The organism is Catenulispora sp. GAS73, assembly GCF_041262085.1.
GTDB lineage: Bacteria > Actinomycetota > Actinomycetes > Streptomycetales > Catenulisporaceae > Catenulispora.
Map to the genome: position 1 here is coordinate 132,539 of NZ_JBGCCM010000006.1, position 14,759 is coordinate 147,297.

Annotated in this window: 10 protein-coding genes and 4 tRNA genes; 7 read left to right on the top strand and 7 right to left on the bottom strand. The window is 69.0% G+C overall.

Translation table 11 applies throughout. The annotated features are described in order from the left end of the window. Positions 1 to 15: 15 nt before the first annotated feature. Positions 16 to 3,948: an ATP-dependent RNA helicase HrpA gene (hrpA, locus tag ABH935_RS10980; protein WP_370377727.1), complete on the bottom strand. Its 3,933-nt coding sequence runs from the start codon at positions 3,946 to 3,948 to the stop codon at positions 16 to 18. A gap of 83 nt (positions 3,949 to 4,031) precedes the next feature. Here hrpA and ABH935_RS10985 point away from each other — a divergent pair, with 83 nt between their 5' ends. After that, positions 4,032 to 4,649, top strand: coding sequence for a hypothetical protein (locus tag ABH935_RS10985; protein ID WP_370377728.1), 618 nt, complete (start codon positions 4,032 to 4,034; stop codon positions 4,647 to 4,649). 54 nt (positions 4,650 to 4,703) lie between these two features. Here the strand turns inward: ABH935_RS10985 and ABH935_RS10990 are convergent, their stop codons facing one another. Continuing rightward, positions 4,704 to 6,341, bottom strand: coding sequence for an ABC-F family ATP-binding cassette domain-containing protein (locus ABH935_RS10990; protein WP_370377729.1), 1,638 nt, complete (start codon positions 6,339 to 6,341; stop codon positions 4,704 to 4,706). Between the two features lie 100 nt (positions 6,342 to 6,441). On the opposite strand from ABH935_RS10990, the gene ABH935_RS10995 reads away from it, so the two are divergent. After that, positions 6,442 to 7,080 (top strand): alpha-ketoglutarate-dependent dioxygenase AlkB, encoded by a 639-nt coding sequence (locus tag ABH935_RS10995; RefSeq protein WP_370377730.1) that lies wholly within the window; start codon positions 6,442 to 6,444, stop codon positions 7,078 to 7,080. A 102-nt stretch (positions 7,081 to 7,182) separates the two neighbouring features. Here ABH935_RS10995 and ABH935_RS11000 read toward each other — a convergent pair. After that, a tRNA-Val gene (locus ABH935_RS11000) sits at positions 7,183 to 7,254 on the bottom strand. A gap of 421 nt (positions 7,255 to 7,675) precedes the next feature. Between ABH935_RS11000 and ABH935_RS11005 the strand changes: the two genes are divergently transcribed. Beyond that, the gene (locus ABH935_RS11005) at positions 7,676 to 8,089 is read left to right on the top strand and encodes an SsgA family sporulation/cell division regulator (protein ID WP_012786429.1); all 414 of its coding nucleotides are present in this window, start codon (positions 7,676 to 7,678) and stop codon (positions 8,087 to 8,089) included. Positions 8,090 to 8,288: 199 nt separating this feature from the next. Here ABH935_RS11005 and ABH935_RS11010 read toward each other — a convergent pair whose 3' ends face one another. The 3 genes from ABH935_RS11010 to ABH935_RS11020 form a co-directional block, all read right to left on the bottom strand. After that, the gene (locus ABH935_RS11010; RefSeq protein ID WP_370377731.1) at positions 8,289 to 9,125 is read right to left on the bottom strand and encodes an aminotransferase class IV; all 837 of its coding nucleotides are present in this window, start codon (positions 9,123 to 9,125) and stop codon (positions 8,289 to 8,291) included. A gap of 16 nt (positions 9,126 to 9,141) precedes the next feature. Then, positions 9,142 to 10,191: a chorismate-binding protein gene (locus ABH935_RS11015; protein WP_370377732.1), complete on the bottom strand. Its 1,050-nt coding sequence runs from the start codon at positions 10,189 to 10,191 to the stop codon at positions 9,142 to 9,144. Between the two features lie 92 nt (positions 10,192 to 10,283). Beyond that, the gene (locus ABH935_RS11020; protein WP_370377733.1) at positions 10,284 to 11,201 is read right to left on the bottom strand and encodes a trypsin-like serine protease; all 918 of its coding nucleotides are present in this window, start codon (positions 11,199 to 11,201) and stop codon (positions 10,284 to 10,286) included. 321 nt (positions 11,202 to 11,522) lie between these two features. On the opposite strand from ABH935_RS11020, the gene ABH935_RS11025 reads away from it, so the two are divergent. The 3 genes from ABH935_RS11025 to ABH935_RS11035 all read left to right on the top strand — a co-directional run bounded on the left by ABH935_RS11025 (position 11,523) and on the right by ABH935_RS11035 (position 11,851). Beyond that, positions 11,523 to 11,595 (top strand) — tRNA-Gly (locus ABH935_RS11025). Positions 11,596 to 11,650: 55 nt separating this feature from the next. Then, positions 11,651 to 11,721, top strand: a tRNA-Cys gene (locus tag ABH935_RS11030). A 58-nt stretch (positions 11,722 to 11,779) separates the two neighbouring features. Then, a tRNA-Val gene (locus ABH935_RS11035) sits at positions 11,780 to 11,851 on the top strand. A gap of 702 nt (positions 11,852 to 12,553) precedes the next feature. Here the strand turns inward: ABH935_RS11035 and ABH935_RS11040 are convergent. Beyond that, entirely contained in the window at positions 12,554 to 13,105 is a 552-nt protein-coding gene (locus ABH935_RS11040) for a hypothetical protein (protein WP_370377734.1), read from the bottom strand. Between the two features lie 280 nt (positions 13,106 to 13,385). On the opposite strand from ABH935_RS11040, the gene ABH935_RS11045 reads away from it, so the two are divergent. After that, entirely contained in the window at positions 13,386 to 14,714 is a 1,329-nt protein-coding gene (locus ABH935_RS11045; RefSeq protein WP_370377735.1) for an MDR family MFS transporter, read from the top strand. Positions 14,715 to 14,759 lie beyond the last annotated feature (45 nt).

A 14,759-nucleotide genomic window follows, 5' to 3' on the forward strand; every position in this document is an offset into this window, starting at 1 on the left:
CCGGCGCGGGTGTTGTCAGCCTTCGATCGCGTCGATGGCGCGGTAGATCCGCTTCGCGGACACCGTCTCCGGTGTCCCGAGCTGTTGGGCGAACAGGCTGACGCGCAGTTCTTCGATCATCCACCGGATACGCCGCACATCCGGGTCTGCCCGCCGGCCGGCCGGCAGCCGGTCCACCAGCAGCTGGTACTCGTCGCGGACGTCGTGGATCTGGAACATCAGGAGCTGGTCCTGGTTCGGGTTGTCCGGAAGTTTCTCCAGGCGCCGGTCGATGGCCCGCAGGTAGCGGACCAGGTGCGGGAGCTGGTCGAAGCCGGTCTCGGCCACGAAGCCCTTGTGGATCAGCCCGCTGAGCTGGTCGCGGACGTCGGCCAGGGCGGTCAGCAGGGAGCGGCTGGTGGTGTCCTTGAGCCTGCGCTCCACCTCGTGTGAGACCGACAGGACGCGCTCGACGTTCTGCACCACCTGCATCGAGGTGTCGGCCAGCTCGGCGCGGACCGCGTCGAACAGCTTCTGGTATCCCGCCTCGTCCCAGGCCGGGCCGCCGTTCAGGGCGATCAGGTGGTCCGCCGCGCAGGCGACGCAGTCGTCGAGCAGGGCCAGGGCGTTGCCGTAGGGGTTGTGGCTCAGCGCCAGCTTCGCCGGGTTGCTCAGCCGGCCGTTGATGTACTTGATCGGCGAGTTGACGTTCAGCAGCAGCATCCGGCGGGTGCCCGCGGCCATCGCGCGGCGCTGGTCCTCGGCGGTGTCGTAGAGCCGCACGGCGACGGTGTCGCCGGCGTCGGCCAGCGCCGGGTACGCCTTCATCGTCAGCCCGCGCCGCTTCTGCTCGAAGGTCCTGGCCAGGGTGCCGACGCTCCAGGTCTTCAGCCCCTCGCGGGCCAGGCCGTCGGCGGCGTCGTTGATGACGTCGCGGGTTTTGACCTTCAGCTGGAGCTTCAGCGCCTCCAGGTCCTTGCCCTCGGCGAGTTTGCGGCCCTTGTCGTCGACGATCCGGAAGGTCATCTTCAGGTGCTCGGGGACCCGCTGCTGGTCGAAGTCGGTCGGCTCGACCCGGTGCCCGGAGACGGCGCGCAGCTCGCGGGCGATCGCGTCCAGCAGCGGACCGTCGTTGGGGATCAGGCTGCGGCGCAGCGCCCGGGCGAAGTTCGGCGCCGGCACGAAGTTCACCCGCAGCTGCTTGGGCATCGCCTTGATGAGCGCGGTCAGCAGTTCCTCGCGCAGACCCGGGATCAGCCAGTCGAAGCCGTCGGAGGAGACCTGGTTGAGGACCGCCAGCGGGATGTGCACGGTGACGCCGTCGGCGTCCGCGCCCGGCTCGAACTGATAGGTCAATCGGAACTTCATGCGGCCCTGGCGCCAGGAGTCCGGGTAGTCCTGTTCCACCACGGCGCCCGCGCCGTCGTTGATGAGCATCGACTTCTCGAAGCTCAGCAGGTCCGGCTGTTCGCGGCTGGTCTTCTTCCACCAGGAGTCGAAGTGCCGCGCGGAGACGACGTCGGCCGGTACGCGGTCGTCGTAGAAGACGAACAGCGTCTCGTCGTCGACCAGGATGTCGCGGCGGCGTGCGCGGTTCTCTAGTTCCTCTACTTCGGCCAGCAGCTTGCGGTTCTCGGAGAAGAACTTGTGGTGCGTCTGCCAGTCGCCCTCGACCAGTGCGTGGCGGATGAACAGCTCGCGCGACACCTCGGGGTCGATGCTGCCGTAGTTCACCTTGCGGGAGGCGACCAGAGGGATCCCGTAAAGCGTGACCTTCTCGAACGCCATGACGGCGCCTGCGGACTTCTCCCAGTGGGGTTCGCTATAGGTGCGCTTCACCAGGTGCTGCGCCAGAGGTTCTGCCCATTCCGGCTTGATGATGGCGACCACGCGGCCCCACAGGCGGCTCGTCTCCACCAGTTCTGCCGCCATGACCCACTGCGGCGACTTCTTAAAGAGGACAGAGCCGGGGGAGATGGCGAACTTCGCACTGCGTGCGCCGATGTACTCGAAGGACTCTGTGTCCTTCAGACCGATGTGCGACAGCAGCCCGCTCAGCAAACTGATGTGGATCTGGTCGGGGCCGGCCTCGGTGCTGTTCGGGGTGAGCTCCAGCTGCTTGGCGATCTGCTTGAGCTGGCTGTGCACGTCCTGCCACTCGCGGATGCGCAGGTAATGCAGGAACTCGGCTTTACAGAGCTTGCGGAACTGGTTCGAGGAGAGCTCTTTCTGTTTCTCCTTGATGTAGTCCCACAGCTTCAGCCACGCCAGGAAGTCCGAGCCCTGCTCCTTGAAGCGTGCGTGCTTCTCGGCGGCGGCCTGCTGCTTGTCCGCGGGGCGCTCGCGCGGGTCCTGGATGGAGAGCGCGGCGGCGATGATCATTATTTCCTTCAGCGCGCCGTTGCGGTCCGCCTCCAGGACCATGCGGCCGAGCTTCGGGTCCACCGGGAGCTGCGCGAGCTTGCGGCCGACCGGGGTCAGGCGCTTGCGGTGGTCCTGCTCCTCGGGGTCCAGCGCGCCGAGCTCGTGCAGCAGGTTCACGCCGTCGCGGATGTTGCGCGCGTCCGGCGGGTCCAGGAACGGGAAGGCGGCGACGTCGCCGAGGCCCAGCGCGCTCATCTGCAGGATGACGGACGCCAGGGAGGTGCGCAGGATCTCCGGCTCCGTGAACTCTGGGCGGGACAGGAAGTCGTCCTCGGAGTACAGGCGGATGCAGATGCCGTCGCTGGTGCGGCCGCAGCGGCCCTTGCGCTGGTTCGCCGAGGCCTGCGACACCGGCTCGATCGGGAGGCGCTGCACCTTGGTGCGGTTGCTGTAGCGGGAGATGCGCGCGGTGCCCGGGTCGATCACGTAGCGGATGCCCGGGACGGTGAGACTGGTCTCTGCGACGTTGGTCGCGAGGACGACGCGGCGCCCGGCGTGCGCTTCGAAGACCTTGTGCTGCTCGGCAGTACTGAGGCGCGCGTAGAGGGGGATGATCTCCGTGGTGCGGAGGTTGCGCTTCTTAAGGGCGTCCGCGGTGTCGCGGATCTCGCGCTCTCCAGAGAGGAACACGAGTATGTCGCCGTGGCCTTCTCGGCCGAGTTCGTCCACGGCGTCGCTGATCGCCTGGATCTGGTCGCGGTCTTCGGCGTCGCCGTCCGCGTCGGGGTCGTCCAGGAGGAGCGGCCTATAGCGGACCTCTACCGGATAGGTGCGGCCGGAGACCTCAACGATCGGGGCGTCTTTGCCGTCCCGATCCGCGAAGTGCCGGGCGAAGCGCTCCGGGTCGATGGTGGCCGAGGTGATGATCAGCTTCAGATCGGGGCGGCGCGGCAGCAGGTTCTTGAGATAACCGAGCAGGAAGTCGATGTTCAGCGACCGCTCGTGCGCCTCGTCGATGATGATCGTGTCGTAGCGGCTCAGCGTCCGGTCCTGCTGGATCTCAGCCAGCAGGATGCCGTCGGTCATCAGCTTGACCAGCGTGTTGTCGCTGGAGTGGTCGGTGAAGCGGACCTTGTAGCCGACGGACTCGCCCAGCGGCTGCCCCAGCTCCTCGGCGATGCGCTCGGCCACGGTGCGCGCGGCCAGGCGGCGCGGCTGCGTGTGCCCGATGAGCCCGGCGACCCCGCGGCCCAGCTCCAGGCAGATCTTCGGGATCTGGGTGGTCTTGCCGGACCCGGTCTCGCCGGCGATCACCACGACCTGGTGGTCCCGGATCGCTGCGGCGATGTCGTCCTTGCGGGCGCTGACCGGCAGGTTCTCCGGATACGTGATCTTCGGGATGCTCGCCCGGCGGGCCTGTGCCCGCCCCGAGGCGGCTTGGATCTCGGCCTCGATCTCCGCCGCCACCGCCTGCAGCGCCTGCGGGTTGCGGATGCGGCGGGCGCCGTCGATGCGGCGCGACAAACGGCGGCGGTCATGCGGCGTCAGCTCCGCGAGGCGAGCGGTGAGCTCGGCGAGCGGAGCCGTCTTGAGCTGAGAGTCCATGGCAGTTCAAGGATAGGGTGGCGGCGGGCTTTACTTCTTCTGGTTATCGCTGGGGCCACGCCGCCGGCGGATGGGAGCACGCGATGGGTTCCGACCAGACGACCAGGGCCTCCCTACATGGGATAGCCGAGTTGCTGCTCGCCGGCCCGCAGTACCGTCAGCACGGCACGATCAGGCTCCGGGTCCTGCCCGGCGCGATCGCCACGATAGCGGCGCCCGACCTGCGCGCCGACCACTTGAAGGTGCGGACGCACGACGCGGCGGTGGAGGTGCGCGGCGCTACGTACGCCGAAATCGGCTCCCGTCTGGGCGTGGTCGCCGGCGCGCCTGAGGGACTGTACGAGCACGGCTCCGGCGCGCTGCCGTCGGACCGTCCCGTCCTGGACCCGCGCACCGCCCGGACGCTCCTCGCCGCGCTGGATCTCGGCGACCAGAGCCTGCGCCGGTTCGCTCCGCAGCTGACGCCTGTGCTGTGGCCGGAGCACTTCGATATCGCCGTGAGCCTCGATGAGGTCAACTACGGCGTATCTCTAGGCGACGACTTCCTGGACGAGCCGTATATGTACGTCGGGCCCTATAGCCCCCGCGCAGGGGCGTTCTGGAACGCGCCGTTCGGGGCGGGGCAGCCGTTGGGAAAGACTGTCGAGGAGATTGCGGAGTTCTTCGCACTGGGGCGCAAGGCGGCGGCTGCGGACGCCTGATCACCTGTGACCTCTTCCCTGGCAGGGAAGAGGTCACGTTGGTCCTTTAGCCTCTTAGAGCTCGGTGACCCTGCCGGCGTCCACACTCAACCGCCGCGTGGTCTGCACGGCCTCCAGCATCCGCCGGTCGTGCGTCACCAGCAGCAGCGTTCCCGGGTAGTTCGCCAGCGCCGCCTCCAGCTGCTCGATCGCGGCCAGGTCCAGGTGGTTCGTCGGCTCGTCCAGGACCAACAGGTTCACGCCCCTGGCCTGGAGCAGCGCCAGCGCCGCGCGGGTGCGTTCGCCGGGGGAGAGCGTCGCGGCCGAACGGAGGACGTGCTCGGCCTTCAGCCCGAACTTCGCCAGCAGGGTGCGGATCTCGGCCGGCTCAATGTCCGGCACCTGCTCCTCGAATGCCCGCAGCAGGGCCTGCTCGCCGAGGAAGAGCCCGCGGGCCTGGTCGACCTCGCCGACCACCACGCCGGGGCCCAGGGCCGCGCTGCCTTCGTCCAGCGGGATGCGGCCGAGCAGGGCGGCCAGCAGCGTGGTCTTGCCCGAGCCGTTGGCGCCGGTGATCGCGACCTTCTCGGCCCAGTCGATCTGGAGGTTCACCGGACCCAGAGTGAAGTCTCCGCGACGTACGACGCCATCCCTTAGCGTTGCCACCACAGCGCCGGAGCGGGGCGCGGCGGCGATCGTCATCCGCAGCTCCCACTCCTTGCGCGGCTCGTCCACGACCTCCAGACGCTCGATGCGTCGCTCGGTCTGGCGGGCCTTCGCCGCTTGCTTCTCGGTTCCCTCCGCGCGCGCCTTCGCCAGGATCTTGTCGTTGTCCGGGCGCTTCTTCAGAGCGTTCTTGACGCCCTTCTCCAGCCAGTTGCGCTGCATATGCGCACGCGCTTCCAGACCCGCCTTGGTGTCGGCGTACTCCTCGTACTCCTCGCGCGCGTGCTGCCGCTCGACCTCCCGCTCCCGCAGGAAGTCCTCATAGCCGCCGCCGACCTGCCGGATCAGCTGCTGCGCGAGGTCGAGCTCGACGACGCGGTTCACGGTGCGCGCCAGGAACTCGCGGTCGTGGCTGATCAGGACCACGGGGGCGCGCAGGCCGCCGACGAAGCGCTCCAGGCGCTCCAGGCCGTCCAGGTCGAGGTCGTTGGTCGGCTCGTCGAGCAGGAAGACGTCGTAACGGCTCAGCAGGAGCGAGGCCAGTCCGGCGCGCGCGGCCTGGCCGCCGGACAGCGAGGTCATCGCCTGGTCCAGGTCCACGGCCAGCCCGAGCTCGGCGGCCACGGCCTCGGCGCGCTCGTCGAGGTCGGCGCCGCCGAGGCTCAGCCAGCGCTCCAGGCTGTCGGAGTACGCGTCGTCGGCGCCCGGCACGCTCTCCACCAGACCGGCCGTCGCGGCGTCCAGCGCCTCCTGTGCGGGGGTCACACCGGTGCGGCGGGCCAGGAACTGCCGGACCGTCTCCTCGGGCCGCCGCTCGGGCTCCTGCGGCAGATGGCCGACCGTGGCGCTCGGCGGACTGAGCTGGACGCCGCCGTGCTCCGGCCGGTCGAGCCCGGCGAGCAGGCGCAGCAGCGTGGACTTGCCCGCGCCGTTCACCCCGACCAGCCCGACCACGTCGCCGGGGGAGACCACGAGGTCCAGGCCGGAGAACAGGACGCGGTCGCCGTGGCCGGCTGTCAGTTCCTTGGCGACGAGCGTGGCGCTCATACGGCGTGACTCCTGGAGTGCTGTCGACGTTGGGGTGGCATGCGATGTGTGCGTCTTGACGATAGCGGCCCTGTCAGCGGCTCCGCCTAGAATTGCACACATGTTCGACGACGCCTGGTTCCAAGGATCCCTCCTCGACGTCGACACGCCCGAGTCCGTCGGCGCCCTCGGCGCCGCGGTGGAGCGCGTGCCGCTGACCGACGGCGCCTGGCTGGACCTCCGCCGCGGCTGGGTCACCGGAGCGGACGACCTGTTCGCCCGCCTGATGGAGACGGTGCCCTGGCGCGCTGAACGCCGGATGATGTACGACCGCGTGGTCGCCGTCCCCCGCCTCCTCTGCTTCTACGGCGACGGCGAGGACCTCCCCGACCCGCTGCTCACCGAGGCGCGCGCGACCCTCGACCACCACTACGCCCCCGAACTCGGCGAACCCTTCACCACAGCCGGCCTGTGCCTCTACCGCGACGGCCACGACAGCGTCGCCTGGCACGGCGACACCATCGGCCGCGGCTCGTCCGAGGACACGATGGTCGCGATCCTCTCCCTCGGCACCCCCCGGACCCTGGCCCTGCGCCCGCGCGGCGGCGGCACCCCACCGCTCCGCTTCGAGATCGGCCACGGCGACCTCCTGGTGATGGGCGGCAGCTGCCAGCGGACATGGGAGCACGCGGTGCCGAAGTCGGCGCGGCCTTTGGGGCCTCGGATCAGCGTTCAGTTCCGTCCGCGAGGAGTGCGGTGACGGATCCCGTTGTTTTCTGAATGGGCGAATCGCTCAACGCGCCGAACGTGTGCGAAAACGAGAAAACCGCCATCTCATCTGAGATGGCGGCCATTTTTCGTGTGGGCGATACTGGGATCGAACCAGTGACCCCTGCCGTGTGAAGGCAGTGCTCTCCCGCTGAGCTAATCGCCCGTGCCTCATCGTCGCGTGCCCCTTCAGGGCCGTTCCGACGTCCGTAACCTTACCGCATCCCGAGGGTGGCGCGCGCACCCCTTTCGGCGGGGGTCGTGGTGTTGCGGGTAAGGGTCGGCGGCGCGCCGGAAAGCGTGGAATTCGTCACACTGTGTCACTGGTGGTATACGGTGTGTTCTGTCCCGATTCGGGGGATTGCGCCGCCGGTCACCGGGGCGCCTGCTCGCGCACGTCAAGGTCTTGTCCTCGACCTGATGGCCTACGCACATCGCCGTATACCGGGCACACGGGTTTACCGACCACCGGACCGTGGCATTCCTCCTTCGCGCCCCTCGACGCGGACCACATGGAACGCGGGGGTGTGAACCGCTGAGTTCGGGACCGCCCGCCTCGGCGCACTCCTAGCGAAAGGCCGACCGCCATGAGCTCATCGGTCACCTGTGAGCTGCAGCTGCGTCTCGTCATCTCCGGCGACTCCTCGCTGCCGGTCCCCGCGGGCCTGCGCTACGACACCGCCGACCCTTACGCCGTGCACGCCACGTTCCACACCGGCGGGCAGGACACCGTGGACTGGGTCTTCGCCCGGGAGTTGCTGGCCGAGGGGCTGCGCCGTCCCACCGGCACCGGCGACGTGCGGGTGTGGCCCTCGCGCAGCCGCGGACAGGCGATCGTGTGTCTGGCGCTCAGTTCGCCGGAGGGTGAGGCGCTCCTGGAAGCCCCCGCGCGGGCTCTGGAGAGCTTCCTCAAGCGCACCAACACCGCCGTCCCGCCCGGCCTGGAGCACCGCTTCTACGACTTGGACGCCGAGCTCGTGCATCTGTTCGCCGACAACTGAGGCGCGCCGACCAAGGCACCCACTGAGGCGCCGACGCAGGTGCCGACTCAGACGTACAGCCCGGAACCGAACCGCCCCCGCCGATGCGATCACCATCGGCGGGGGCGTTCCGTTTCCGGCACAGTCGTTGCGCCAGGCCGGGTCACTCCGGGTCACTCCGGGGCCCGGTCACTCTGCGTCGTAGTCATTCGGGGCCCGCTCACTCCGGGTCGTGATCCTCGGCGGAGCGCTCGGCGAACACGGCCATGGCGCCCTTGGTGACCGGACCCGGCGCGGCGAGGTCGCGGCCGTCCGCGCGGTGCACGCCCTGCACATCGCGCAGCGTCGAGGTCAGGAAGATCTCATCGGCGTCCAGTAGGGTCTCCATTGGCAGGTCCGTCTCCTCGGCACCGGGCACCCACTTCAGGACCAGGGCCCGGGTGACGCCGGCCAGGCAGCCGGTGTCCAGGGTCGGCGTCAGGATGCGGCCGTCACGGACCACGAAGATGTTGCTGCCGGTGCCCTCGCACAGGCGTCCGGTGGTGTCGGCGAAGACCGCTTCGGTCGCTCCGGCGCTCTGTGCGTGTGCCAACGCTTTAGCGTTCTCGGCATAAGAGGTCGACTTGATGCCCGCCAGGGCTCCTCGTTCGTTGCGCGGCCAGGGCACAGTGGCGATCGCCGTGGTCTCGGCGCGGGCCCGGCTCGCGCCGACCGCCACCACGAGCGTGGGGCCGTGGTCGCCGCGCTCGGAGCCGAGCGGCGCGACGCCCGCCGAGTAGGTGATCCGGATGCGGGCCAGCGGCGGCACGTCGTTGGCGAGCAGGGTCTCGGTCACGGCGTGCCGGACGGCGTCGACGTCCACCGGGGGCAGGCCCAGACCGTCGGCCGAACGGGCCAGTCGCTGAAGGTGCCGGGTCAGTGCGAAGGGGCGTCCGCCGACTGCCTTGACCGCCTCGAACACGCCGTCGCCGACCGTGAAGCCGTGGTCGAAGACCGAGATGTGCGGGGTGGCGGCGTCGACGAGGCCGGAGCCGACCCAGACTTTGTCAGTGCTCATGGCTCCCAAGTCTCCTTCACTGCGGATCTGGCTGGGGACCGGAGGCGACGGCCAGCAGTCGTGCGGCCTTCAGCTCGGTCTCGTCCCATTCTCCCTGCGGATCCGATCCCCACGTGATGCCGGCCCCGGTGCCGAAGCACAGCCGGTCGCCCTGCCACCAGAACGTGCGGATGCCCACGGCCAACTCCCCGACCCCGCGGTCGGCGTCCACCCAGCCGACGGCGCCGCAGTAGGGGCCGCGCGGGGCGTTCTCCAACTCGTCAATGACGCGCAGAGCGCTGCTTTTCGGCGCTCCGGTGATGGAGCCGGCGGGGAAGGTCGCCGCGATCAGCTCGGGCCAGCCGGCGTCAGGGGTGAGTTCGGCGGTCACGGTCGAGACCAGGTGCACGAGACCTGGGTGCGGCTCGACACGTAGTAGTGATGGGACTTCGACCGTGCCGATCTCGGCGACTCGGGCCAGGTCGTTGCGGACCAGGTCGACGATCATGACGTTCTCGGCGGTGTCCTTCGGGAGGAATTCCTCGGCAGTACGTGCGGTGCCCTTAATAGGTTCCGAGGTGACGGTGCGGTTCTCACGGCGTAGGAAGAGCTCTGGAGAGGCGGTCACTACACGGGTCCCGGGGATGTCCACCATGCCGGCGTACGGAGCGGGGTTCCCTATACGGAGGCGCGCAGCGAGCGCGAGAGGTTCGGCCTGCGCAGTGATCGGCGCGGACAGGACTCGGCAGAGGTTCACTTGGTAGACCTCGCCGGCGGCGATCTCGTCGCGGATGGCCTTGACGGCGCCGACGTATGCGTCCTGATCCATGGAGGAGATCCAGGCGTCGCGATCGGGACCGGTCCAGGGAGTTGTCGGCGCGGGGAGGGGAGCGTCCCGGACGTCGTCGAAGCGCGCGAGTGTCCAGTGGCCTTCGTAGCTGCCCACGACGGCCCAGAAACCGGCGGAGTCCAGGGCGGTCAGGTCTGAGGTGACGTCACGCAGACCGGTCGCGAGCCGCCCCGCGAAGTGGGCCAGGGGCTCGGGGCCGGAGGGTATGAGGGGTGGACGTCGGGCGGGGGAGGGCACGTCTCATTGTCTCGCGCTTTGGGATCTCCCGGCTCGGGGGTCGCCTTGGCGCGGGCTCGCGGGCTCGCGGGCCCGCGAGCCGGCCGGTCACCTCACGGGCCGAAGTCGGACGTGCCGCTCGCCGTGGCCACGAAGCTGTGGATGTCCGGCGCCGACAGGCGGGTGAACACGCCCGGCGTGCCGGGGACCGCGCAGCCGTTGCCCCAGCTCGTGACGCCGATCAACTCCCAGGTGCCGCCCGGCAGCGGGCTCAGCAGCGGGCCGCCGCTGTCGCCGGTGCAGGCGTCGTGGTGCCCGTCGCCGCCGGCGCAGAGCATCTCCTGCGGGTAGAGCGCGGGGTTGCGGACGCCGTCGAAGACGCTCTGGCACGGGGCGTCGCCGACCAGCGGGAGGTCCACCTGGCGCAGCTCGTCCGGGTACACGCCGCCGCCGACGTCGGCCGGGCCCTGCGGCTGCGTGCTGCCCCAGCCGATGGCGCGGGCCGGGGTGCCGGGCTGCTCGTAGGCCTGGTTGCCGGAGGTCGGCATGGTCGGCGAGGCGATGCCGGCGATCGGCGAGTCGAGCTGCACCACCGCAGCGTCGTCGGACTCGGTGGCCGAGTCCCACGTCGGATCGACGCGGATGGCGTTGGGCACCCGGATCGCGCCATCACTGCCGCTCAGCACGGTCCGACCGACGATGATGCGTTCCTTGGGCCCCCCGTCAGCCGCCGCCTGCCCCACCGACCACTGGTCCACGCAGTGCGCCGCGGTGAGTACTTGGTCCGGCGCGATGAGCGTCCCGCCGCAGATGGTGAGGTAGCCGTTGCCGACCCACTGCTGCAGCGCCGCCATGAAGGGATAAGCCCCGTCCGGCGCCGGCGCGCCGCCGACGATCCGCGGGATCGGCCGCAGCGTCGCAGGCTTCGCCGGTGCCCCCAGCGCGGTCGCCGCAGCCACCCCCGCCGCGGTCAGCACTCCCGCGACGCCCCACGCCGCCATCCGTGCGACCCGCCGCCTCCGCCGCGCCATCCCCGCTCCTCTTCCCGTTCACACCCGAAACCCAAACGAGCCGCTGAACCCACCCGGCGACCCGCACCATCGTCGCCGCGCCGACCAGCACCACGACCCGCCGCGCCCACCGAACCACCCGAACGAATGGCGACTCATTGTAGCGGCACGATCGCACACCGAGACCATGAACACCCTTCTGCCCAAGTTCGAGCCGATTTCAACCCAACTCTGTGACGCCTGAGGGGAATGGTTTTTGGATCCCCGGCCCGATCCGCTACAGTTCATGGTGTCGCCAGGGGGCGCAGCGAGGGAAACCGAGTGAACACCCCGAAAGCGCACGCGGATGTGGCTCAGTTGGTAGAGCATCACCTTGCCAAGGTGAGGGTCGCGAGTTCGAGTCTCGTCATCCGCTCGGTTGGAAGGCTGGTCGGGTACCGTGTTCCACGCCTGATCGAGCCCACTCCCACGGTGGTGTGGCCGAGAGGCGAGGCAACGGCCTGCAAAGCCGTCTACACGGGTTCAAATCCCGTCACCACCTCGCACGACGGCAAGGCTGCGGTAAAAAGCTGTACAGTACGACAACGCAACAAAAGCACGGGCGATTAGCTCAGCGGGAGAGCGCTTCCCTGACACGGAAGAGGTCACTGGTTCAATCCCAGTATCGCCCACACGGAGAAAGGCCCCGGACCTGAAAAGGTTCGGGGCCTTTTCGTCGGTCGTCGCTAAAACCGTGATGTGCCACCCCGGTCGTGCTCGGGGGCTGCGAGCAGCAAGCCCTGATGCTCCAGTGCCAGGTGGAGTAGTGCGGCTGCGGAGGGCGGGACCTGTGCGGTCGCCATGAGTTCGCGGATCTCGTGCTCAGCCAGTGGGAGGCCATTTATGCCGGTGCGGCCTGCGCCGCGGATTACGATTCCTTCTTCGAACACGTGGGCATCGAATACCGCGATGGTTAGCAGGCACGGAACGAGCTGAAGGGGTTCCAGGCCCATGCCGAATGTCCACACCCGGAGGTTCCCGTCTGCTAGTGCCCGGTCTATGCCGCCGTAGGGCGGTTCCGTGTAGTCGATCTCACTTCCGCCACGGGGGACAGATCCCGGAGATGGCCTAGGGGTGACACCGATGCGGGTTGGAACATGCCTGCGGGCAGGACGTCGTAGAGCCCCTCGCCCGTTGCGACCTGGCCGATGCCTCGGTAGAGGAGGAAGAACGTGCCTCGGCCGTCCGGTGCGCGGCGGATCGTGAGAGTCGCGATGGAGATGAGGACGATCCGGTCTGCCAGCGAGAGTGGGTCGGTGCTGAGGCGGGAGCGCAGTGCGAGCTTCCGCCAGGCCGGCTGCCGCTTTGACGGATTATTGGTGGCAAGCGCCAGCTCATGAGCCAGGGCTTCGTTGTGGTCGATGAAGTCGAAGTAGTGCGCTCGACCCATCGTGAGTTCGGGGCCGTCGGGACCGCGCCACTGCATTCTCGTCAGCCGGAAGCTGAGCCGGTTCTCGAAGATGGCCCGGCCGCATCACTTCGCCGAGGGCCGCCGAGTAGGTGCTGTATCGCTGCCAATACCTCCTCCAGGGGAGAAGCCGGCGGGCGCCTTCCGCGAGATGGGGATCGATCGGAGGAGCTGAGCTGTCCCAGCGGATGCGCAGCTCGCTCAGCGGGAGTGGCGCTTCGGGGGCCATGGCGTCTTCGATCAGCATGCAGCTGTCGCCGATGCGCCGCAGTGACGGGCGCGCCTCGGTGTGCATGGTTGCGGACAACTCGTTCAGTTCCGCGAACTGTTCGCGGATCCGGTCGCGGCCGGTTCGGAACTTGTCCTCAGAGGCGCTGACCACGTTGTTGTCGAGGGCTCGCCACGCGTAGTAGCCACCTGCGATCCCACCGAGGCTGGCGAACACTCCGAGTGTTTCGAGGATGCCCTGCCAGGCCATGCACCCTCCCGAGGCGCGATCTATCGGTGTCAGTGCTCATAGACACTCTGCTGCCTGGACAGGTTCCATGTCATCGACATCGGGGAGTCGACCGGTGCCGCGAGACAGCCCGGTTTCTGGTGTGGGGTGGGGTGCTGCGTGTGTGATCTTGCTCGGCGAAAAGGCCGTGCGGTTGGCGGAGGCGGTTGGGTAATGTCTGGCGCTGCGCTGCGGTGGTTACCCGGCGTTTGGCGGCGGTGGGCTTGGACTGGGGTGGGTTGTGCGGGCGAGGGTGCTGCGCGTGCTGGATGTCGGGGGGCTGCCGCGCGTCTTCTGGTGGGTGTGGGTCAGTACGTTGGTGGCGCGGACGGGGGCTTTCGTCGCGCCGTTTCTTTCGTACTACTTGACGCGGTCGTTGGGGCATTCGGCGGCGTTCGCGGGGTTCGTCGCGGCTTTGAACGCGGTGGGTGCCGGGGTGTCCGCGGTGGTGGGCGGGGTGCTCGCTGATCGGGTTGGGCGGCGGGCGACGTTGTTGGGGGCGCTGGTCGCGTCGGCGGTGACGCTGGTGGCGCTCGGGTTGGTGCACTCTGTGGCGCTGATCGCGGGGTTGGCGTTCCTGGCGGGGTTGGCTAACAACGCGACCCGGCCGGCGACGGGGGCGATCATCGCCGACGTCGTGCCGTCGGCGGATCGGGGGCGGGCGTATTCGCTCAACTATTGGGCGATCAACCTGGGGTTCGCGGTGGCGATGCTGTCTGCGGGGGCGGTGGCGTCGCACGGCTACACGCTGCTGTTCGTGGGCGATGCGATGGCGAATCTGGGGTGCGCTGTCGTCGTCTTCTTCACGGTGCCGGAGACACGGCCGGTCGTCGATGTTGGTGCTTCTGCGGCTTCTGGTTTCTCGGACGCTGCCACTAGGCCTTCCGGCCAGGCGGGCAGCCTTGTTGACGTGCTGCGGGATCGGATCTTCCTAGGGTTCTTGGGAGCCGTCCTGGTGGGGGCCATCATCTATTCGCAGGCGCAGACGGTGCAGCCGATCATGATGGGTCAGGACGGGCTCGGGCCTGGCGCGTACGGCGCGGTCGCGGCGCTCAACGGGATCCTCATCGGGGTGCTGCAGCTTCCGTTGACGACCTGGTTGCGCCGCTACACGCACGGCACGGTGTTGGCCGCCTCCTCGTTGCTGATGGGCGCCGGGTTCGCGGTGCCGCTGCTCATCTCGGTGACGGGGCACCCGATGGGGATCTATGCGGCGTCGGTGGTGGTGTGGACCATCGCGGAGATCGGCAACACGCCGCCGCAGATGGCGTTGGGTGCCGACTTGGCGCCGGCGCACTTGCGCGGGCGGTACCAGGGCATGTCGACGCTGGCTTGGAGCGTGGCCGGCATCGTCGGCCCGCTGGTGGGTGGTTGGGCGTTGAGCGCTGTGGGGGCTTCGGCCGTGTTGTGGGCCAGCCTGGCGCTCGGCGCGGCCGGGTTGCCGGCGTGGCTGGTGCTTGATCGGCGTTCGGGGGTGCGGGTCGCAGCGTTGCGGGCCGAGGAAGCAAGGCTGGAGTTGTCGTTGTCTGCTCTGTCTGTGGTGCCGTTGGCGGCAGTTGCGGACGCGGCGCCCGAGCCGGCCTGCCCGTGAGCGCTGTCCTCGACCGGTCCTGAAGCCGATGCGCGCCTGCGTTAG